The organism is Pseudomonas sp. WT-JTC (assembly GCF_056711565.1).
The window spans coordinates 4,218,375-4,238,140 of sequence record NZ_CM160042.1 but is presented as its reverse complement, the minus strand read 5'-3'; the positions used below and the strand labels follow the sequence as shown (position 1 = coordinate 4,238,140).

Below are 19,766 nucleotides of genomic sequence, written 5' to 3'. Positions count from 1 at the left end.
CGCCTGGGGAGGTTTTTACATGAGCCCCTTGTCCCATTCCATCCTGCAAGACCGGCCGGCGGCCGGGCGGCGTTTGATCGAGCCGCTGCTGCCTTACGCCCAGCGGGCCGATGTCATCGTTCTGGCCTTGCCCCGTGGCGGTGTACCGGTGGCCTATGAAGTGGCTACGGCGCTGAAGGTTCGCCTGGACCTGATGCTGGTGCGCAAGCTCGGTGTGCCGTCCCACCCGGAGTACGCCATGGGCGCGATTGCCAGCGGCGGTATCCGGATTCTCAATGAGGAGGCGCTGCGGGTGCACCCGATTGATCGCGCGGCGTTCGACGCCGTGGTCGAACGGGAAACCCGCGAGTTGCTGCGCCGCGAGAAGGTCTATCGCGGCACGCGGCCGCCGGTGCAGCTCAAGGATCAGGTGGTGATCCTGATCGACGACGGCCTGGCCACCGGTGCTTCGATGAGGGCTGCGATCCAGGCGTTGCGGGTGCAGGCGCCATTGCGCATCGTGGTGGCGGTGCCGGTGGCGCCGATCGACACGGTGGAGGCGCTGCGCAACGAGGTGGATGAACTGGTCTGCCCGCTGATGCCCGAGTGGTTCACTTCGATCGGGCATTGGTACATGGATTTTTCCCAGACCTCGGATGCCGAGGTGATCGCGCTGTTGCAGCGGGCGTGGCAACGCGGGGAGTGCGGGTAGCGCTGACGGCCATCGGCAGGTGGTCGCAAATCACCGCGTGAGGTGGAATAAACGCCGGTTGTTTGCTTAAGTCATTTGATGCCACCCGACCTGTGCGGCACCCCAACTCAAGACGGGAGCCCTCCCGGAGAGTGCCATGAACCTTCGATCCGCGCGTTGCGTTGTTCTGGCCGGCACGCTGGTGTTCGGCCTGGTGCCGTTCGCTAAAGCCGTGGAATACAAGGATGTGAACGCCAGGGCCAGCACCTTGAGTTTCACCTATGAGCAGATGGGTTCGAGAGCCTACGGCACCTTTGGCAAGTTCAAGGCCAAACTGGACTTCGACACCGATAACCCCGGCGCCGCCCATGCCGCGCTGACCATCTACCTGAAGAGCATCGACGCCGGCAGCAGCGACGCCAACACCGAGCTGCAAAAAACGGCGTGGTTCGACACCGCGACTTATCCGGTGGCGACCTTCGAGTCGACGTCCATCAAGGCCCTGGGCGATAACCGCTACACCATCACCGGCAAGCTTTCCCTGCGGGGGCTTACTCGCGAAGTGAGTGTACCGGTGCTGCTGAAATCGGAGAGCGCCATCGGCATTTTCGAGGGCCAGCTGGTGCTCAAGCGTGACGACTTCAAGATCGGCGAAGGCGAGTGGGCGGACAGTGTGGTGTCCAACGAGATCAATATCCGCTTTCGGATGGTGGCGCCGCAGCGGTGACCGTCAGCGCAAATGCCAGGCACTTTGCCGATAGAACCGATAGTCAGTAAACCTCACCTCGGTACCACCTTGCGATTCGCAAAAGAAAAACGCCCGATCCACATTGCATGGACCGGGCGTCGATCAATCCGCTCTAGTGCACTGGCACCGTCACGGTTTTGCCGAAGGCCGATGTGACGGTCGCCGTCGGGTTAGGCGACGGGCCACTGCCGGTGGTGGTCACCGCTATATTCCAGCGTGCGCCTGTCGCCGTCGGCGTCAGGGTGGCGGTGCCAAGGCTCACCGGACCGGAGGTGGTCGTGGCAGTCGCCGTGATGGTATTGCCCGTGCCACGCGAGGTGGTGCCGGACAGGACCCAGTAGTAACGGCTGTTGCTGCGGGCGGTGACGGTAGCGCTGGTGACGATCAGGTTCTCGACGACACCTGCCGAGACCGCCACGGACACCGTCGTCGGTGCCGACTCCGCACCCTTGGCATCGGCGGCCTTATAGGTAAAGGTCGCGGTGAACGGCGCGGGGACCGTGGCCGGTGGTGTGTAGGTCACGCGCAGACCATCGGTGCTGACCGTGCCCTTGCCGGAGTCCGGTTGCTCCAGGCCCACCACTTTAAGCGGCACGTTACCGTCAGGGTCGGAGTCGTTGGCCAGGACGTTGATGGGCACTGGTTGGCCGTTGTTGCTGATGGCGCTGTCGGGGTTGGCGATCGGATTTTTGTTATCGCCGTCGTTGTTACGGGTATCGCCAGTGCGGAAGGTTGGCAGCGCGGCGGAGTTGACGTAGTTGACGCCGTCCCAGCCAGGCAGGGGCGTTGGCATCAACTGGAACTGGCCCGGGTGCTCAATATCCCAGCGCAGCAGCATGGAGGTATCCTCGTGCTGGGTGTTGTGGCAGTGCTCCATGTAGGTCCCGGCGAATTCACGGAAGCGGATCGCCATTTCCACATCCACCGAACTGTCGATGCCCTCGCCGATGCGATAGACGTCCTTGCGTGCCCATTTTTCCCATTCTGGTGGCGCCTTGCCGTCACGGTGGAGGATGATCCCCTCTTCGAAGTGCACGTGCACAGGGTGATTCCAGCCGTTGCCGCCGCTCTTGATTTTCCACACTTCCATGGTGCCGTCGCCGGAGAACCCGGCATCGGTCGGGCCGTTCGCCAGTTGCGGAGCGGCGCTGATGATCCGAGGGTCCATGGGGTAGCCGAAACCACCGTCGGTCTTGATGGTCCAGGGGGCGTCGTCGGTGCCGTCGGAGCGGCCGAAGATGAACTCGCGATGGCGTGCCACCTTCAGCTTGGCCTGCACTACCGGATCGTCGCGGTTGATCGTCAGCGGGAGCATGGTCTTGCCGGCCGCTTTGCCCGGTTTGGCGGGTTCGTAGTCGGCGGGGTTCATGCTCACGTCCTGGCCGGCATAAGGCTTGACCACCAGCTGCAGGAACTTGCCCACCCCCGGGTCGCCGTTGTCCCATTCCAGCCCTTTGCTGCCCTGCTTGAGCACCGCTTTGTACTTCCCGGACAGGACATCGGCCAGGCTCAGCAGTGTAGCCTCCGGACCCTTGCCGTTCTGGTGCTCCATCAGGTTGACGAAGTACAGCTTGTCGCCGACGCTGATCCCGTTTTTCGCGAAGTTGACGATGATGTCGTAACGCTCGGCGATGCCCATGGTGGGCAGGATGGCGTTGTGGTTCTGCATGTCGCCGTCACCGTCCAGGTCCATGCTGCCGTCGAACGGCACGGCATGTTCCATGAGGTTGCCGTCGTTGCCGACCATGTGGAACGGCACGCGGGTGTAAGACACGCCGGAACCTGCCGGGCCGGGGAATTCGCCACCGGAGCCTGCGACTTCACGCACCAGCGCGATCCTGAAGTAGCGCGACACCGAGCCGTTGAGGATGCGGAAGCGGTAGCTGCGCGCGCGCACATTCAGGCGTGGCTGGTACTGCCAGTTGACCAGGATCTGATCACCGAGGAAACCGTCGGTGTTGAACGGGTTGAACCACAGCTGGCCATTGGCGTCCCAGGCCTTGTCGGCCACCATCAGGTTGACGTCATAGTCACGGTTGCCCCAGGGCAGCGCCGAACCGCTGGGCAGGCGCAGGTTGACGCCGTCTTCGAAGGCTTCGTTACCGCGATCCAGGGCGCTGTAGTAGTTCATCATCACCGCGTTGCCCTTGTAGACGTTCTGTGCGGTGAAACCGTTCATGTGGTCATGGAACCAGTGGGTGCTCATGGTTTCACGCCAGTCGCCACGGATCTTGATGCTGCCGTTGTTGCACGTCTTCAGGCCCGGAGTGGCATCGTTGACGAACAGGGTTTCGCCCGGGGCGCAGGGGAACGCCGCGCGCGGATCCTGGGCGCTGGTGTTGATGGTGTCATAACCGGCCAGTTGAATTGGCCAGCGATAGTCGTAGTACTGCCCCGGAAAGAAAAACGCATTGGCAAAGCCGTCGCTTTCGGCCGGGGTGTGGCCGTTGTGTTCGTGGGTGCTGAGGGTGTGCAGGCCAAAACCCATGTTGGCCGACGGATCGATCGGCAGGGCGTTGTAGTGACGCATCAGCGTCGGTTGGCCGTAGCGCACCATCAGCAGTTTTGGCGGAAAGGTGCCGTCGAAGGTCCAGAGCGCCTTGTGGTTCTGGATCGGCATGTTGGGGTGGAAGCGGGTGTCGATGCCTTTGGTGGTGCCTGTCGTGGTCGGGAGGTCTGAAGTCTGGTAGTACAGCCCGCCAGGCCCGAACTCACCAACGGCGTAGTTGTGCAGCTGGCGACGGTCGCGCATGCCGCCATTGAGCTTGGCGCCCGCTTGAGCAGTCTTGAAGGCGACCTGCGGGTAGAACTCGTTCCAGCGCTGGTGCGACCAGCCTTTTCCTGGCGGACGACCTTCGGCTGGCGAGCCGACCGGATGGCGGTTGAGGAAGGCTTCGATCTGCGCTTTCCACGGGTTGCGGTCCAGTACGTTGGAATACTGCGACGGAAACGGGTACAGCCCCGGCTGGCGCATGAAGGCTTCCAGGGCCGCGGCCGAAGGACCGCTGCGGGCGATGTTGTTCGGGTCCTGCATGGGCGCCGGGCCGACGAGCGGAACCGGGAAGGTCAGGGGCGGTGCCGGCAGTGTCGGGTCGAGTTTTTCCGTGCCGAATTCTTCGAACAGCAGCAGTTGCTGGGTGTACGGCTGCGCCCCGAACAATGGGCTGGGCTTGCCATTGGTGGGGATCTTGAAGGATGTCTGCAGGGCTGGCGGCAGCACGTTGTCGGTCGTTGGCGTGGTGAGGCGGGTGCCAAAGGCGCCATTGGGCAGGGCGATGGCGCCCTGGAAGGCGGGTGGCATGGCCAGTATGGCATCCAGCGCGGCCTTGGGGTCGGCCGGCGGGTTGGTATACGCCGAAGGATCTGTTGGCGGCGGCTGGCTGACATCATCAAGCGGTGCGGCGTTGCCGATGCTGATGTTGATGTTGATCAGCATCACAGCGGCGATGCCCGGTTTCCTGAAAAGGCCGAGCGACTTGAGATCAGGTATTCTCTTCATATTGTATTTCCTCGGGGGCGCGCCGGTGAGGCTGACGTTCGCAATTCGCTCTTTGCAAGAGCTGCGCCAATCGCGAGTGGATCCGAGGGATAGGAAAAATCGTTTTGTATCAAAAGATTGATGGCTGTGGTGGCGGTTATCGCGCCGCAGTGGGGGGGAATCCTCAATGTTGGGGGCCTTCACCCCCCGGTTCCCCCCACCGCGCAGGTGTCAGGCGCGCTATGATAGGCCGCCTTTGCCTCCCGGAGCCTATCACCGCAATGCCCCTGATCAGCCACTTCAAGACTCCGTGCCCCGAGCACGTCAATAGCCAGATCCTGCAGATGGTGGTCGACAACCTGACCGACATCAGCATGGTCGCGATCCCGCCAAGCAACCTGCTGTACAACCTTTATCAGTACGCGATCGGCTATGAGGTGCACCTGTATCTGCAAGCGTTGAACGGTGAGAAAGGCATTGCCGTGGAGTTGATCGTTGCCACTGACGAAGACGACCCGGAAAAGGTGATCGGCTTTTTGCTGTACCTGCCGGTGCAGGACGATCCCGAGGCGTGTGGCGTGGCGTACATGGCGGTGCAGGCCGAGTATCGGCGCCAGGGCGTGGCCCGGCGGATGCTGCGGGAAATGGTCGGCCGCTATCCCCATGCCGAGCTGACTTGCGCGGTGGCCAAGGTGCCGTATTTCGAAGCGATGGGCTTTCAGGTGGTGGGCGTGCGTGCGACCCAGGTGTTGATGAATACCCGTGACCACGCCACCGATGGCTTGATGGCGCTGCTGGATGTGGCGTCGATCTACAGCTCGCTGGAAGTGCGGCAGATTCATACCTACTTGCTGCAAAAGCATGGCAAGCGGGCCATGACCGACGCGGAAAAACAGCGCGACCGGCACCTGGACCAGTTGACGCACAAGGCCCGGGAATTTGTGCGGGGGCGGTTGGGGGACGATGCCGTACCGGCCAGTAGTCCTCGACTTCGGTTGGTCTGACCGAGTTCATCTAAACACCACCCCCCCCTGTGGGAGCGGGCTTGCTCGCGAAAGCGGTGTGTCAGCCAACATTTTTGGCGACTGATACGACGCCTTCGCGAGCAAGCCCGCTCCCACAGGGGATTGGTTGCCCGCGAGAGCTCGCACAGCGTTTAAGCCAGCTTCACATTCATGGTGATCCGCGCCGTGAACACCTTCTTGCCCTCGGCATCGTGAATGTCCACCGGCACGATCTTGTCGCCTTCGGTGGTCCAGTCCACGGCATCTCCCTCGGCTACCGCCGTCACATCGCTCTTGGCCTTGGCCAGGTATTCAACGGTCATGCCTTTGGGAATCCAGCGGGCGCCAGCGGGAATGGAAACGTCGGTCATCATCCCGGCGGCCAGTTCGGCGGCGTTGCACATCGCAATCGCATGCACCGTACCCAAATGATTGGTGATTTCCCGGGCAAACGGCACGTGCACGGTGGCGCTGCCTTTGCGCAAATCCTTGACCAGCGGGTTGATGGTGGAGAAGTAGGGCGCCACCTGGCAGGCCATTTTGCTGAACGCCTGCGGGCCTGCGCTGCTGAACATGCTGAGGAACTGACTCATTTTGATGCCTCTTGAGGATGACAGTTTGCAGAACAATATTCTTTAACAGAACAATGTTCTGCAACGGAACAGTATTCTGTCGATGAGAATTCTGTCAACCTAGTGCCACTTGTTCGTTGGCAACCGCCAGCTCCACCTATGACTTTTCTGGACCGTTTTTCAGCATGGAAACCGCCGATCTGCTCGAACGCTGCTACCCCGGACGACGCGCCGAACTCAAGCGCGACATCTTCAGAAAGGCCCTCGGCCTGTTCAACGAACAGGGGATCGAGGCCACCACCATCGAAATGATCCGCGCCGAATGCGACACCAGTGTCGGCGCGATCTATCACCATTTCGGCAACAAGGAAGGCCTGGTGGCGGCGCTGTTCTTTACCGCTCTCGACGACCAGGCCCGCTTGCGCGACAGCTACCTGGCTGAGGCACACACCACACAAACGGGGGTGCATGCGCTGGTGCACAGCTACGTGGATTGGGTCGATAGCCAGCCGGAGTGGGCGCGGTTCCAGTACCACGCGCGGTTTTCCGTCACCAAGGGGCCGTTCAAGGACGAACTCGCCAGCCGCAACAAGACACGCAACAAGCAGTTGCTGGAATGGCTGGGCGCACAGGGGAACGAGCTGGGTGGTTTTCCGGCGGAGTTGATACCGTCGTTGATCGTCGGCCAGGCAGACAGTTACTGCCGCGCCTGGTTGTCGGGCCGGGTCAAGGGCAGCCCGAAGGCGTACCGGGACATGCTGGCCGAGGCGGCGTGGCGGTCACTGTGCATCCCCAACTCCAATGAACATCCCTTGTAGGAGCGAGCTTGCTCGCGATGGTGTGTCAGGCTGAGTGGTGTCACTGACACTCCATCGCGGGCAAGCCCGCTTCTACAGTGAGCTGTGATGTTTTTCAGAGGCAAAAAAAGAGCCTCAAAGCTCTTTGATGGGGAGGAAGTAGAGCCATTGAGGCTCAAGATGCGCATGAAGCAGGCGGTGAGCTTGGTAGGGGTTCAGTTCACTCACCACCTGCGCAGCGGCTTGAGCAAGCAAGCGACTGCGCAACTTCATCCTAAAAAGACCTAGCGTTTCACTCAAGTACCGCTAGTCGCATCCCCCGGCCAGCCGGCGCGACGCAAGGCCTTGAGCAAGGTCTCGGCATCCAGCCCCGGTACCGCGTGCCCGTTGCCTTCGGCGGTGTCGGCGGCGAGCAAGGCATTGATGATGGCTTCTTCCACGGCCTCGGTGGCGGCCAGGAACAGCTCGCTGATGTGGTCGTTGTTGACCATGCTCAGGTTGTGGGTGGTCGGCGCTTTCTTGCTCTCATAGGCGGCCGGTGGCACGTGATCGTTACCGGTGGCGAAGGCGATGAAAATGTCGCCGCTGTGGTCTTCATTACCGCCGCCAGTGCGGGCCAGGCCGAGGCTGGCGCGCTGGGCCAGACGGGTGCACTGGTGCGGCAGCAACGGCGCATCGGTGGCCAGGCAGACCACGATCGAACCCATGCCCGGATGGGGCAGCGATGCCTTGAGGAACGGCGAATCGACCTGTTCCATGTAGCGCCCGACCGGATACCCGTCAACGCGCAGTTCATTGCGAATGCCGTGGTTGGCCTGGACGATCGCCCCGACTGTCCAGCCGCCCTGGGTGCTGTTCAACCGTCGCGACGCGGTGCCGATGCCGCCCTTGAACTCGTGACAGATCATGCCGCTGCCACCGCCGACATTGCCTTCGGCCACCGGGCCACCCGCCGCCGAACGCACGGCCTGAGCCACGTGTTCCGGTTTGACGTGAAAGCCGTTGATGTCGTTGAGCAAGCCGTCGAAGGTTTCCAGCACCACCGGCATGTTCCAGTAGAGGCGCCCGTCATCCGGTTGCTGCTCGCGGTCGATCACGATCAGCGCATCGCGCACCACGCCCAGGCTGTGGGTATTGGTGAAGGCGATAGGGCTGGTCAGCAAGCCTGCTTCGCGAATCCATTCCAGCCCCGTGGCATCGCCGTTGCCGTTGAGTACATGCACACCGGCAAAACACGGTTGCTGGCTGGTGGAACCGGCGCGCGGTTCGATGACGGTGACGCCGGTGAGGATGTCGCGGCCATTGGCAGTGCGTCCTCGTATATTGCTGTGGCCGACCCGTACGCCGGGAACGTCGGTGATGGCATTGAGCGGGCCGGGTTGCAGTTGGCCGATCGGGATGTTCAGGTCGCGGGCACGTGGTTTCATGGTTTTCTCATCTTCGAGTCGTGGCAGAAAAAATCTGTGGGGCACTGCAGTTCCTGTGGGAGCGGGCTTGCTCGCGAAGGCGTCGTATCAGTCGCCAAAAGTGTTGGCTGACATACCGCTTTCGCGAGCAAGTCGGATCGCCGCACCGCCGCTCCCACAGGGTTAGTGGTGTGTCTACTGGCCATTCTTGACCTTGCTCCAGATCCGCGTCCGCACGCGCTCGGTCGCAGGCGGCAGGGGCTGGAGGGTGAACAAGGTGGCCATGGCTTCGGCCGACGGGTAGACGGCCGGGTTGCTGCGGGTCTCTTCGGCGACCAGTGTCGTGGCGCTGCGGTTGCCGTTGGGATAGTTGAGGTGGTCGCTGACCGGGGCGATGACCTCGGGGCGCATCAGGTAGTCGATGAAGGCCAGCCCTTGTTCCGGGTGCGGGGCGTCCTTGAGCAGTACCAGTGTGTCGAACCACACCGGCGCACCTTCCTTCGGCAGGCTGTAGGCGATCTTCACGCCGTTGCCGGCCTGCTCGGCGGTGGTCTTGGCTTCGAGCATCGCGCCGGACCAGCCGACCGCCACGCAGATGTTGCCGTTGGACAGGTCGCTGATGAACTTCGACGAGTTGAAGTAGGCAATGTGCGGACGCAGCTTCAGCAGCAAGGCTTCGGCCTTCTTGTAGTCCTCGGGGTTGGTGCTGTTGGGCGGCAGGCCGAGGTAGTGCAGGGCAACCGGCAGCATCTCTGATGGCGAGTCGAGCATGGCCACGCCGCATTCGCCGAGCCTGGCCAGGTTCTCTTCCTTGAACACCAGGTCCCAGGAATCCACCGGCGCCTTGTCACCCAGCACCGCGCGCACTTTGTCGACGTTGTAGCCAATGCCGTTGGTGCCCCACAGGTAGGGCACGGCGTACTGGTTGCCCGGATCGTTGTTGGCCAGTTTCGCCAGCAGATCGGTGTCCATGTTCTTGAAGTCCGGCATCTGCGCACGGGGCAAGGGGGCGAGGGCGCCGGCCTTGATCAGCGTGGGCAAACTGAAGTTGCTGGCCACCACCACGTCGTAGCCGCTGCGGCTGGTGAGCAACTTGCCCTCGAGCACTTCGGCGCTGTCGAAGGTGTCGTAGACCGGCTGGATCCCGGTGTCGCGCTTGAAGTCCTGCAGAGTGGTGGGGCCGATGTAGTCGTACCAGTTGTACACGTGCACCGTCGGGGTTTGGACCGCAAACGCCGACAGCGACACCGCCAGACAGGCGCCAAAGCCCAGATTGAAATACAAGTGGTGACGACTCATGATGCGGCACTCCTGGCCTGTTGCGGCCGGTGGTATTCAGGAGTTTTCAGCGTATCGACCGGGGTGGCCTTCACCCATTCCCATCATGGGTTACTCAAAAGGGGTAGTGCGTGGACGCGTTGTTGAAAGAGTTGCCGGTGCACCAGGGGCTGGCGCGGGTCTTCACGGCGGTGGGGCGGGATGGTTTCTGGCGTGCACTGGTGGACACCCTGCGGTTGCTGGTGCCGCTGGACAACGCGTTGGTGGCGCTGATGCGGCCGGGCCATGTGCCGCGCCTGCTGATTGATTTCGATGCCAAGGGCAACGGTGACGAGCAGGAAGAGCTGGCGGACTACCGGGCCGGCATGTACCTGCTCGATCCGTTCTATCAAGCCGCTTGCGCCGGCATCGCCGACGGCTTGCACAGCCTCGAATCGGTGGCCCCCGACCAGTTCCAGCACAGCGAGTACTACCTGAGTTACTTCAGCCGCGTGGTCGGTGGGGACGAGTTGCAGTTCATGGTGAACCTCGACGGCGCCGTGCTCGGCCTGTCCCTCGGGCGTTCGGTGCGCTTCAGCCTGGAGGAACAAGGCCGCCTGCTGTGCGTGCGTGACTGGGTATTGGCGGCGATGCGCCGACACCTGGATCTGACGCCACTGCAAGGGCCGGTCGCCGAACCGCCGGCCAGCGATCTGGCCACGTTACTCGATCGCTTCGACGCACGCCTGACGCTGCGGGAAATCGAAACCGCGCGCCTGATTCTCCAGGGTTTTTCCAGCAAGGCCATCGCCCAGAAAATGGGCATCTCCCCGGAGACGGTGAAGGTGCATCGGCGCAACCTCTATCACAAGCTCAATGTGAACGGGCATGGCGAGTTGTTTGCACTGGTGTTGCAGCCGCGGTGATCTGAGTCAGGCTACAAAAAAGCGGGACTCAGTCTCCGAGCCTGAACACCAACGCCTTCAACCCGCACTCCACATCCGCATCGGGAAACTCTGGCGGGTTCTCCAGGCGCTGCTCAAAGCGCAGGCTCGGCGCTTCGCGGGTCACGCCATCGATCAGGAAGTCGGCACCAAACGCCGGGTCGTTCATGCAGGCCAGAACCGTGCCTTGCGGGCTGAGCAGTTCCGGCAAGCGGCGCAGTACGCGCTGGTAATCCTTGGTCAGCAGGAAACTGCCTTTCTGGAACGACGGCGGGTCGATGATCACCAGATCGTACGGCCCCTTGCCGATCACCTTGCCCCAGGACTTGAACAGGTCGTGGCCGAGGAAGCTCACCTTGCTCAGGTCGTGGCCATTGAGGCGGTGGTTGTCGCGACCACGGCTCAGGGCCGGGCTGGACATGTCGAGGTTGACCACGTGGCTCGCGCCGCCTTCGATGGCCGCCACCGAGAAGCCGCAGGTGTAGGCGAACAGGTTCAACACCCGCTTGCCTTCGGCATTGGCGCGGACCCAGTCGCGACCGTAGCGCATGTCGAGGAACAGCCCGGTGTTCTGTTTGCGGCCCAGGTCGACCCGGTACTTCAGGCCACCCTCGGTGATGTTCATTTCCTCGATGACGTCCCCGAGCAGCCACTCGGTGGTGCTTTGCAGCAGGTAGCGATGCTGCAACAGCAGTGTATGGGCACCGGATTGTGTCCATTGCGCTGATTGGGTGATCGCCATCAGCACCTGCTTCAAGTCTGCCAGTTGCGTCGCTTGCGGCTCCTTGAACAACGCCACCAGCACCACGCCCTGCAACCAGTCCACGGTCACTTGCTCCAGCCCCGGCCAGCAGCGGCCACGGCCGTGGAACAGGCGGCGGGTTTCTGCGGGGGCGGCCGCGAGGGCGGTGAGCACCTGTTGGTTGAGGATGGCGAGGGCTTCAGGGTTCATCGGGTCGGGTCGGTCATTTGTAGGGGGCGGCATTTAACCATAATTGCGCAACTGGTGAATCACCACAAAACAGGGTGGGAGCGGGCTTGCTCGCGAAAGCGCAGTGTCAGTCAACATTGATAGCGACTGACACTGCGCCTTCGCGAGCAAGCCCGCTCCCACAGGGTTCTCGGTGTTCGTTGGGAGCGAGTTATCACAATTAATTTAACTCTGCGTGAGGATTTGGCGATCTTCCCGCTCCCATAATCGGCCCCAACGAACAACAAACGGGAGCCGGACATGTCGCAGACCACTGCTTCACCCAAGTCCAGTCATCCACGCTGGCTACGCCTGACCCATTGGCTCAATGCCCTTGCGGTGCTGGTGATGGTCACCAGCGGCTGGCGCATCTACAACGCCTCGCCGATCTACGAATTCAGCTTTCCCAAGGCGATCACCCTCGGCGGCTGGCTGGGCGGCGCGCTGCAATGGCATTTCGCGGCGATGTGGTTCCTGGCGATCAACGGCCTGATCTACCTGGCCTTCAACCTGTTCAGCGGACGCCTGAAGCGGCGGTTTTTCCCGGTTTCGCCCAAAGGCGTGCTGCAGGACCTGTGGGCCGCGTTACGCGGAAAACTCGGGCACGCCGACCTCAGTCATTACAACCAGGTGCAACGCGTCGCTTACCTGTTCGTGATGGTCGACATCACGCTGCTGGTGCTCTCCGGTCTGGTGTTGTGGAAGTCGGTGCAGTTCCCGCTGTTGCGTGAATTGCTGTTCGGTTACGAAGGCGCGCGCCGTGTGCACTTCTTCGCCATGGCGCTGTTGGTGGCCTTTGTCGCGGTGCACCTGGTGATGGTCGCGCTGGTTCCGAAAACGCTGTTGGCCATGATCGTCGGCCGCAAGGAGCAGGTATGAAAAAGCGCATTCAGGTACCCGGGCTGGACGAGGCCTCGATCCTCACCGACGCCCGCAAGATCCTCGCCCCGCAAATCGAAGACCGCTCGCGCCGTTCGTTCCTGCTGCGCGGCCTGACCCTCGGTGGCGTGGCCATGTTGTCCGGCTGCAACATCACCGACAACGACAGCGTCGAGACTGCGCTGTCGTCCATGTCGCGCTTCAACGATCGGGTCCAGGGCTGGCTGTTCAACCCCAACGCGATGGCGCCGACCTATCCCGAGTCGATGATTACCCGGCCGTTTCCCTTCAATGCCTTCTACGGCATCGACGAGGCGCCGACGGTGGAGGAGGAGAGCTATCGCCTGGAGGTCACCGGCCTGGTCGCCGACAAGCGCAGCTGGCGCCTCGAAGAACTGCGCGCCATGGCGCAGACCGAGCAGATCACCCGGCACATTTGCGTCGAAGGCTGGAGTGCGATCGGCCGTTGGGGCGGCGTGCGTTTCAGCGATTTCCTCAAGCGCATCGGCGCCGACACCGATGCCAGGTACGTCGGTTTCAAATGCGCCGACGACTACTACACCAGCATCGACATGGCCACTGCGCTGCATGCGCAAACCCTGCTGACACTGACTTATGACGGCGAGGTGCTGCCGCGCCAGTACGGCTTCCCGATGAAGCTGCGCATGCCCACCAAGCTGGGCTACAAGAACCCCAAACACATTCAGGCGATTTTCGTCAGCAACACCTACAGCGGCGGTTTCTGGGAAGACCAGGGCTACAACTGGTTCGGTGGCAGCTGATGAACGTGCGAAACATTCACCGTCCGCAAACCCGTGCTCCAAGGAGATTCATCATGAAAAAGTTGACCACCGTTGTTCTGTCCATGTGCCTGGCCGTTGGCGCTGCCAGTGTTTTTGCAGCCGATACGATGAGTAACGACAGCATGAGCAAGGATTCGATGTCCAAGGACGCCATGTCCAAGGATGCGATGAAAAAAGACGCGATGAAGAAGACCGACTCGATGTCCAAAGACAGCATGTCCAAGGATGCAATGTCCAAGGACACGATGAAAAAAGATGCGATGTCCAAGGATGCGATGAAAAAAAGCGAAATGTCGCAGTAAGTCCAGACAACCGCGATCCATTGTAGGAGCGAGCTTGCTCGCGATGGTGTATCAGTCAGCCCGTCATCGACTGACACTCCATCGCGAGCAAGCTCGCTCCTACAGGGGGGCGTGTTGTGCAGGGGTATGACTTGAAGTCATACCCGCATGACTTTTAATGGTTACAGCCCTGCCAACCCCCGGTGTTAAAAATCGCAAACCAGCTCATCAACAACAAAAAAGAGCGTTTGCAACCATGACTCATCATCACTGCCGCGTCTTCGCCAGCGTTCTGCTGCGCTCTTCGAACCCGAACATTTGCCAGCGTGTGCCCCGTGCATGCGTGCGCTTCTGACACCCAAAAAATCCTCTGCGTCCTGATAAGAGTAACGACTCATGAAAGAACTCGACCTGTACATCGGTGAAGGTTTCGAAGGCCCGGGCGTGAACGCCGCACACATCAACATCCTGATCGGCCCGCGCAACGGCCCGGCAGGGCAGGCGTTCGCCAACAGCCTGGCCTCGCCAAGCCAGGGACACTGCCCGTTCATGGTGATCGCCCAGCCGAACATCCCGGTCAAGCCGATGACCCTGTATGTGAACAAGGCCGCGATCAGCAGCGACCTGCACGGCAACGCCACCTGGGGCGCGTCCCAGGCCGGCATCGCCAAGGCGGTTCTCGAAGCGCTGCTCGACGGCACCCTGCCGCCGGAAGCCGAGGACGAGTGGGCCATCGTGACGGCCAACTGGGTCAACCCGGCCTGCGACGACCTCGACGCCGTGTACCTGAACAACTACAACGCCTGCCGCACCGCGATCCGCGCCGCCCTGACCGGCAAGCCGGAAACCGCGCAACTGGCCGATGTGGTCAATCACATCAGCAACCCTTTCTACACGCCAAAAGCCTGAGGTCCGCGCCATGCAATACATCCGTTTGGGCAACTCCGGCCTTGAAGTCTCCCGCCTGTGCCTGGGCACCATGAACATGGGCACCCCGGACTGGAAACCGTGGATCTTCGATGAGAAGAAAAGCGAACCGATCGTCAGGCACGCCCTGGATAACGGCGTGAACTTCATCGACCTGGCGGACTTCTATTCCGCAGGTGTCGGCGAGGAAGTGGTGGGGCGCATCGTCAAGCGCCTGGCCCGTCGCGAAGACCTGGTGATCACCACCAAGGTCGGTTACGGCACCCGCTCCGGCATCAACGCCAGCGGCCACTCGCGCAAGCACATCATGGACAGCATCGATGCTTCACTGAAGCGCCTGGACATGGATTACGTCGACGTTTTCATGCTGCATTACTTCGACGTGAACACCCCGGTCGAAGAAACCATGAGCGCCATGAACGACATCGTGCGCTCCGGCAAGGCCCGCTATATCGGCGTGTCGACCATGCTCACCGGGCAGTTGGCAAAGATCCTCATGGCCTGCGAGCGCAATGGCTGGGTCAAGCCGATCAACATGCAGCTGCAATTGAACTGCGCCTACCGCGAAGAAGAACGCGAGATGATCCCGTTCTGCCGCGACCAGGGCCTCGGTGTCTCGGTGTTCAGCCCGTTGGCGCGAGGCCTGTTGACGGGGGACGCACAATCGACCCGCAATCAGACCGACTTCTTCACCCAGCAGATGTACAGCGACGAAGCCTCGTTCGAAATTGCCCATTCGGTGCAACGCGTGGCCCGTGCCCGCGGTGTGTCCAATGCGCAGATCGCCCAGGCGTGGGTGTCAAACCATCCGGGCGTGGATTGCATGCTGGTCGGCGCCGACACCACCGAACAGTTCGACAGCGCCCTCGCAGCGCTGGAGACCAAACTCGATGCTGAAGAGCTGCACGAGCTGGAACGCAATTACACGCCGTGTGACGTGATCAACGATTACACCGCCGGCAAACGAATCCTGCGTACCGCCCGTCCGGGCCTTGAGCGCTTCAACCTGACCGAGGCCGTGGCATGAGCGCGTTGATCCGTCACGGCAACTTCATCGATGGCCAATGGTCCAGCGGTGGCGCCACGTACCCGGTGCTGAACCCGGCCAACGGAGAGCTGATCGCCGAGGTGCAAAAGGCCGGCGCTGAAGAAACTGATTTGGCTATCGAAGCCGCCAACCGTGCATTGCCAGCGTGGCGCAAGCTGACCGCCAAGGAACGCAGCCAGCGCCTCAAGCGCTGGAGCGAACTGATGCTGAGCAACCAGAAGGACCTGGCCACGCTGCTCAGTCGCGAACAAGGCAAGCCACTGGCCGAAGCCATGGGCGAAGTGGTCTACGCCGCAAGCTTCCTGGAGTGGTTCGGCGAGGAAGCCAAGCGTGCCTACGGCGACGTGATCCCCAGCCACAAGGCCGATGCGCGGATCATCGTGGTCAAGGAAGCCATCGGCGTGGTGGCGGCGATCACCCCGTGGAACTTCCCGTTGGCCATGGTCACCCGCAAGGTCGGCCCGGCGCTGGCCGCCGGTTGCACGATGATCCTCAAACCCTCGGAAGAAACCCCGTTGTCGGCCTTTGCGTTGGCGGTGCTGGCCGAGCAGGCCGGGATTCCGGCCGGGGTGTTCAACATCGTTTCCGGCGATGCGGTGGCGATTGGCGGCGCGCTGCAAGCGTCCAGCGTTGTGCGAAAACTGTCGTTCACCGGCTCGACCCGCACCGGCAAATTGCTGATGCGCCAGGCCGCCGACACCTTGAAAAAGGTCTCTCTGGAACTGGGCGGCAACGCGCCGTTCATTGTGTTCGACGATGCCGATCTGGATGCGGCGGTGAAAGGCGCAATGGCTTCGAAGTTCCGCAACACCGGGCAAACCTGCGTCTGTGTAAACCGCTTCTTCATTCAGGACGGCGTGTACGAAGCCTTTACCGGCAAACTCGCTGAAGCCGTAGCGGCCATGCGTGTCGGCAGCGCCCTGGACGGCGAAACCGAACAAGGTCCGCTGATCAACAGCGCTGCGCTGGCCAAGGTCGAACTGCACGTGAGCGACGCGGTGGAGAAGGGCGCCAAAGTCTTGTGCGGCGGCCGTCGTCATGCGCTGGGCGGCACGTTCTACGAACCGACCATCCTCGCCGAAGCCAACAGCGAGATGTTGATCGCCCAGGATGAAACCTTTGGTCCGGTGGCTGCCTGCTTCCGCTTCAAGGACGAAGCCGAGGTGCTGCAAAAGGCCAACGACACGCCGTTCGGTTTGTCGGCCTACTTCTACAGCCGCGACATCGGCCGCGTCTGGCGCATGGCCGAAGGCCTGGAAGCCGGCATGGTCGGGATCAACGAAGGGATCATTTCCACGGAAGTGGCGCCGTTCGGCGGCATCAAGGAATCGGGCCTGGGTCGCGAAGGATCGAAGTACGGTCTGGATGACTACCTGGAACTCAAATACCTGTTGATGGGTGGTCTGTAAGCGCCACGCCGCCCCCCTGTAGGAGCGAGCCTGCTCGCGATGGACGTCAACGATAACGCTGGGAGCCTGACACCCCGCGGTGCCCTGAAGTCCATCGCGAGCAAGCTCGCTCCTACAGGGATACACGTTTCATTTCTCCATCAATAACAACAACTGGAGACGAACATGTCCGTAACACCGGTAAAAATCGATGACCTGCCCATCGGCCGCTTTCACATCAAGATCGCCGGCCTGACCTTCGGCGCACACTTCACCGACGGCTACATCCTCGGCCTGATCGGTATCGCCTTCACCCTGCTGAGCCCGCAGATGCAACTGGATGCATTCTGGCAGGGCCTGATCGGCGCTTCGGCCCTGATCGGCCTGTTTCTCGGCAGCCTGTTCTTCGGCTGGATTTCCGACAAGGTCGGCCGGCAGAAAATCTTCCTGGTCAGTTTCATCCTGATCACCGTCGCTTCGGTGATGCAGTTCTACGTGGAATCGGCGATGGCGCTGTTCCTGTGCCGGGTGCTGATCGGCATCGGCCTGGGCGGTGACTTCAGTGTCGGCCACGCCATGCTCGCTGAGTTCGCACCGAGAAAGCACCGTGGTGTGTTGCTCGGCTCGTTCAGCGTGATCTGGACGTTTGGCTACGTCGCCGCGACCTTCGTCGGCACCGCCATGCTCAGCCTCGGCGACGATGCCTGGCGCTGGATGCTGGCTTCGTCGGCGATCCCGGCGGCACTGATCCTGATTGCCCGTATCGGCACCCCGGAATCGCCCCGCTGGCTGGTCAATCAGGGCCGCATCGCCGAGGCCCGCGCCATCGTCAAGAAACACCTGGGCGACCACGTCGAACTCGACGAAACCCCGTCCAGCGAAATCCGCTCCGGTTACGCCGTGCTGTTGAGCCGTGAATACCGCAAGCGCACGGCGTTCAACTGCCTGTTCTTCGTGTGCATCGTGATGCCGTACTTCGCCATCTACACCTTCCTGCCGTCGATCCTGCAGAAAATGGGCCTGGCCGAAGGCTTCGGCACCGAACTGATGTTGAACATGTTGCTGATCCTCGGCGCGCTGATCGGCATCTGGTGCACCATCAAGTTCACCCGGCGCGGGTTCCTGATCAACTCGTTCATCATTCTGGCGGTAGCGTTGTTCCTGCTGGCGGTGTTGCCGGGTAGCGCGGCATGGCTGATGGTGCTGGTGTTCGGCGTGTTCACCCTGGTGCTGTCGGCGGTGAGCAACCTGGTGGGCGTGTTCCCGGCCGAGAGCTTCCCGACCGAAGTGCGTGCCAGCGGTATCGGCCTGGCCACGGCGGTGAGTCGCCTGGGTTCGGCGATCAGCACCTTCCTGTTGCCGGTGAGCGTGGCGGGGATCGGTTTGAGCCCGACCATGGGCATTCTCGCGGCGATCCTGGCCATCGGTGCGTTGCTTTCGTGGGCGTGGGCACCGGAGACCAAGTCGTTGACCTTGAGCCAGGCGTGCAAGGCGCAGAGTCCGGTTGAGGGTCAATCGCCGGTGGCGGTGAAAGTGGCAGCGCCGGTCTGACTGACTGTTGCAGATCCAAATGTGGGAGCGGGCTTGCTCGCGAAGGCGTCGTGTCAGTCGCTATTGATGTTGGCTGGCACACCGCTTTCGCGAGCAAGCCCGCTCCCACAAGGGGAATGTCGGTGACTTAAGGGTTGCTGACCAACCCCAACCACTCGGTAAACAACCGTACCTTCGACAGGCCCTGCTTGTCGTTCGCCACATCCAGCCAATAGCCATACGGCCCGACCACTTCCACCGGGGTGATCGGCAGCAGGCTGCCATTGGCCAGTTCCTTTTCGATCATCTGCCGGTCGATCACCGCCAGCCCGCCGCCCGCCAGTGCGGTGTGGATCACCTGGTCCAGGGTGCTGAATTCCAGCCCTTGCCCGGCATCGACATCGTTGCGGCCCATGGCCGCCAGCCAATTTTCCCAGACCTTCAAGCGTTTGCCGTCGTGCAGGATGTGCAGCAATGGAAACTGCCGCAGGTCCGGCGGCTGGTCACCGTTGAACAGCTCCGGGCTGGCCACGGCGATGTGCCGTTCCATCACCAGTAGCTGGCTGCTGCAATGACTGGCCGCCTCAAGGCCGAAGCGGATGTGGCAATCGATTTCCGCGAGGCTGTCGTGGCCCATCTGGTTGGTCACGCTCAGGCTGATATCGGGATAACGTTGCACGAATGCGCGCAGGTGTGCCGACAGCCAGCGTGTGGCCCAGGTGGGCGGCGCGACGATGCGCAGGCGTTGGCGCAGATTGGGCACCCGTACGGCTTGCAGGGCGCGTTCGATATGGTCGAAGGCTTGCGCCAGATGCGGTGAGAGGGCGGTGCCGGTTTCGGTCAGGGTCAGGCCCTGGGGCGTGCGGACGAACAGCGCGACGCCGAGATAATCTTCAAGCTGTTTGATCTGCCGGCTGACGGCGCCCTGGGTGACGTTCAATCCCAGGGCCGCCTGGCTGAAACTGCGATGCCGCGCGACTTCTTCAAAGACACGCAGCATGTTGAGCGAGGGCAGTTGACGCATGGGAGGGGGCTCATTTGCGAGGATGTTTTGTAGCGCCTAT

The 19,766-nt window shown here is 61.9% G+C and carries 18 protein-coding genes; 12 read left to right on the top strand and 6 right to left on the bottom strand.

Annotated features, from left to right (window positions below):
• Positions 1-19: 19 nt before the first annotated feature.
• Positions 20-691, top strand: coding sequence for a phosphoribosyltransferase (locus AC06G5_RS19285; protein WP_413704473.1), 672 nt, complete (start codon positions 20-22; stop codon positions 689-691).
• A gap of 136 nt (positions 692-827) precedes the next feature.
• Entirely contained in the window at positions 828-1,397 is a 570-nt protein-coding gene (locus AC06G5_RS19280) for a YceI family protein (protein WP_413704474.1), read from the top strand.
• Positions 1,398-1,530: 133 nt separating this feature from the next.
• Here AC06G5_RS19280 and AC06G5_RS19275 read toward each other — a convergent pair whose 3' ends face one another.
• The gene (locus AC06G5_RS19275) at positions 1,531-4,917 is read right to left on the bottom strand and encodes an Ig-like domain-containing protein (protein ID WP_480458094.1); all 3,387 of its coding nucleotides are present in this window, start codon (positions 4,915-4,917) and stop codon (positions 1,531-1,533) included.
• Positions 4,918-5,177: 260 nt separating this feature from the next.
• On the opposite strand from AC06G5_RS19275, the gene AC06G5_RS19270 reads away from it, so the two are divergent.
• Positions 5,178-5,900 carry a GNAT family N-acetyltransferase gene (locus AC06G5_RS19270; RefSeq protein ID WP_413427516.1) on the top strand — a complete coding sequence of 241 codons (723 nt, stop codon included), beginning with the start codon at positions 5,178-5,180 and terminating at the stop codon, positions 5,898-5,900.
• A gap of 152 nt (positions 5,901-6,052) precedes the next feature.
• Here AC06G5_RS19270 and AC06G5_RS19265 read toward each other — a convergent pair whose 3' ends face one another.
• Positions 6,053-6,493, bottom strand: coding sequence for a hotdog fold domain-containing protein (locus AC06G5_RS19265; protein ID WP_413427515.1), 441 nt, complete (start codon positions 6,491-6,493; stop codon positions 6,053-6,055).
• Between the two features lie 164 nt (positions 6,494-6,657).
• On the opposite strand from AC06G5_RS19265, the gene AC06G5_RS19260 reads away from it, so the two are divergent.
• A complete protein-coding gene (locus AC06G5_RS19260) occupies positions 6,658-7,290 on the top strand; it encodes a TetR/AcrR family transcriptional regulator (RefSeq protein ID WP_413427514.1) in 633 nt (210 codons plus the stop codon).
• Positions 7,291-7,565: 275 nt separating this feature from the next.
• Here AC06G5_RS19260 and AC06G5_RS19255 read toward each other — a convergent pair whose 3' ends face one another.
• Positions 7,566-8,696 (bottom strand): DmpA family aminopeptidase, encoded by a 1,131-nt coding sequence (locus AC06G5_RS19255; RefSeq protein ID WP_413427513.1) that lies wholly within the window; start codon positions 8,694-8,696, stop codon positions 7,566-7,568.
• A 174-nt stretch (positions 8,697-8,870) separates the two neighbouring features.
• Positions 8,871-9,974, bottom strand: coding sequence for an extracellular solute-binding protein (locus AC06G5_RS19250; protein ID WP_413704477.1), 1,104 nt, complete (start codon positions 9,972-9,974; stop codon positions 8,871-8,873).
• Positions 9,975-10,084: 110 nt separating this feature from the next.
• On the opposite strand from AC06G5_RS19250, the gene AC06G5_RS19245 reads away from it, so the two are divergent.
• The gene (locus AC06G5_RS19245; RefSeq protein WP_413427511.1) at positions 10,085-10,858 is read left to right on the top strand and encodes a helix-turn-helix transcriptional regulator; all 774 of its coding nucleotides are present in this window, start codon (positions 10,085-10,087) and stop codon (positions 10,856-10,858) included.
• Positions 10,859-10,886: 28 nt separating this feature from the next.
• On the opposite strand, the gene AC06G5_RS19240 is transcribed toward AC06G5_RS19245, so the two are convergent.
• On the bottom strand, positions 10,887-11,828 hold the full coding sequence (locus tag AC06G5_RS19240) for a class I SAM-dependent methyltransferase (protein WP_413427510.1): 942 nt from the start codon (positions 11,826-11,828) through the stop codon (positions 10,887-10,889).
• Between the two features lie 279 nt (positions 11,829-12,107).
• Here AC06G5_RS19240 and AC06G5_RS19235 point away from each other — a divergent pair, with 279 nt between their 5' ends.
• The 7 genes from AC06G5_RS19235 to AC06G5_RS19205 all read left to right on the top strand — a co-directional run bounded on the left by AC06G5_RS19235 (position 12,108) and on the right by AC06G5_RS19205 (position 18,723).
• Complete coding sequence (locus AC06G5_RS19235; RefSeq protein ID WP_413428795.1) at positions 12,108-12,725, top strand: cytochrome b/b6 domain-containing protein; 618 nt, start codon at positions 12,108-12,110, stop codon at positions 12,723-12,725.
• On the top strand, positions 12,722-13,507 hold the full coding sequence (locus AC06G5_RS19230) for a molybdopterin-dependent oxidoreductase (RefSeq protein ID WP_413704478.1): 786 nt from the start codon (positions 12,722-12,724) through the stop codon (positions 13,505-13,507). Before AC06G5_RS19235 ends, AC06G5_RS19230 begins: the two co-directional genes overlap by 4 nt.
• 53 nt (positions 13,508-13,560) lie before the next feature.
• Entirely contained in the window at positions 13,561-13,830 is a 270-nt protein-coding gene (locus tag AC06G5_RS19225) for a pentapeptide MXKDX repeat protein (RefSeq protein ID WP_413704479.1), read from the top strand.
• Positions 13,831-14,205: 375 nt separating this feature from the next.
• The gene (gene fae, locus AC06G5_RS19220; RefSeq protein WP_008043405.1) at positions 14,206-14,718 is read left to right on the top strand and encodes a formaldehyde-activating enzyme; all 513 of its coding nucleotides are present in this window, start codon (positions 14,206-14,208) and stop codon (positions 14,716-14,718) included.
• A 10-nt stretch (positions 14,719-14,728) separates the two neighbouring features.
• A complete protein-coding gene (locus tag AC06G5_RS19215) occupies positions 14,729-15,763 on the top strand; it encodes an aldo/keto reductase (RefSeq protein WP_480458088.1) in 1,035 nt (344 codons plus the stop codon).
• Positions 15,760-17,193 (top strand): NAD-dependent succinate-semialdehyde dehydrogenase, encoded by a 1,434-nt coding sequence (locus AC06G5_RS19210; RefSeq protein ID WP_413428799.1) that lies wholly within the window; start codon positions 15,760-15,762, stop codon positions 17,191-17,193. The genes AC06G5_RS19215 and AC06G5_RS19210 overlap by 4 nt, the downstream gene beginning before the upstream one ends.
• Before the next feature lie 165 nt (positions 17,194-17,358).
• Entirely contained in the window at positions 17,359-18,723 is a 1,365-nt protein-coding gene (locus tag AC06G5_RS19205; protein WP_480458086.1) for an MFS transporter, read from the top strand.
• Between the two features lie 127 nt (positions 18,724-18,850).
• Here AC06G5_RS19205 and AC06G5_RS19200 read toward each other — a convergent pair whose 3' ends face one another.
• Positions 18,851-19,726 carry a LysR substrate-binding domain-containing protein gene (locus tag AC06G5_RS19200; RefSeq protein WP_480458084.1) on the bottom strand — a complete coding sequence of 292 codons (876 nt, stop codon included), beginning with the start codon at positions 19,724-19,726 and terminating at the stop codon, positions 18,851-18,853.
• Between the last annotated feature and the right edge of the window lie 40 nt (positions 19,727-19,766).

Excerpts from the sequence above, each read along its gene's own strand:
- AC06G5_RS19285 (WP_413704473.1), top strand. The coding sequence starts at position 20 with ATGAGCCCCTTGTCCCATTCCATCCTGCAAGACCGGCCGGCGGCCGGG.
- AC06G5_RS19280 (WP_413704474.1), top strand. The coding sequence starts at position 828 with ATGAACCTTCGATCCGCGCGTTGCGTTGTTCTGGCCGGCACGCTGGTG.
- AC06G5_RS19275 (WP_480458094.1), bottom strand. The coding sequence starts at position 4,917 with ATGAAGAGAATACCTGATCTCAAGTCGCTCGGCCTTTTCAGGAAACCG.
- AC06G5_RS19270 (WP_413427516.1), top strand. The coding sequence starts at position 5,178 with ATGCCCCTGATCAGCCACTTCAAGACTCCGTGCCCCGAGCACGTCAAT.
- AC06G5_RS19265 (WP_413427515.1), bottom strand. The coding sequence starts at position 6,493 with ATGAGTCAGTTCCTCAGCATGTTCAGCAGCGCAGGCCCGCAGGCGTTC.
- AC06G5_RS19260 (WP_413427514.1), top strand. The coding sequence starts at position 6,658 with ATGGAAACCGCCGATCTGCTCGAACGCTGCTACCCCGGACGACGCGCC.
- AC06G5_RS19255 (WP_413427513.1), bottom strand. The coding sequence starts at position 8,696 with ATGAAACCACGTGCCCGCGACCTGAACATCCCGATCGGCCAACTGCAA.
- AC06G5_RS19250 (WP_413704477.1), bottom strand. The coding sequence starts at position 9,974 with ATGAGTCGTCACCACTTGTATTTCAATCTGGGCTTTGGCGCCTGTCTG.
- AC06G5_RS19240 (WP_413427510.1), bottom strand. The coding sequence starts at position 11,828 with ATGAACCCTGAAGCCCTCGCCATCCTCAACCAACAGGTGCTCACCGCC.
- AC06G5_RS19235 (WP_413428795.1), top strand. The coding sequence starts at position 12,108 with ATGTCGCAGACCACTGCTTCACCCAAGTCCAGTCATCCACGCTGGCTA.
- AC06G5_RS19230 (WP_413704478.1), top strand. The coding sequence starts at position 12,722 with ATGAAAAAGCGCATTCAGGTACCCGGGCTGGACGAGGCCTCGATCCTC.
- AC06G5_RS19225 (WP_413704479.1), top strand. The coding sequence starts at position 13,561 with ATGAAAAAGTTGACCACCGTTGTTCTGTCCATGTGCCTGGCCGTTGGC.
- fae (WP_008043405.1), top strand. The coding sequence starts at position 14,206 with ATGAAAGAACTCGACCTGTACATCGGTGAAGGTTTCGAAGGCCCGGGC.
- AC06G5_RS19215 (WP_480458088.1), top strand. The coding sequence starts at position 14,729 with ATGCAATACATCCGTTTGGGCAACTCCGGCCTTGAAGTCTCCCGCCTG.
- AC06G5_RS19210 (WP_413428799.1), top strand. The coding sequence starts at position 15,760 with ATGAGCGCGTTGATCCGTCACGGCAACTTCATCGATGGCCAATGGTCC.
- AC06G5_RS19205 (WP_480458086.1), top strand. The coding sequence starts at position 17,359 with ATGTCCGTAACACCGGTAAAAATCGATGACCTGCCCATCGGCCGCTTT.
- AC06G5_RS19200 (WP_480458084.1), bottom strand. The coding sequence starts at position 19,726 with ATGCGTCAACTGCCCTCGCTCAACATGCTGCGTGTCTTTGAAGAAGTC.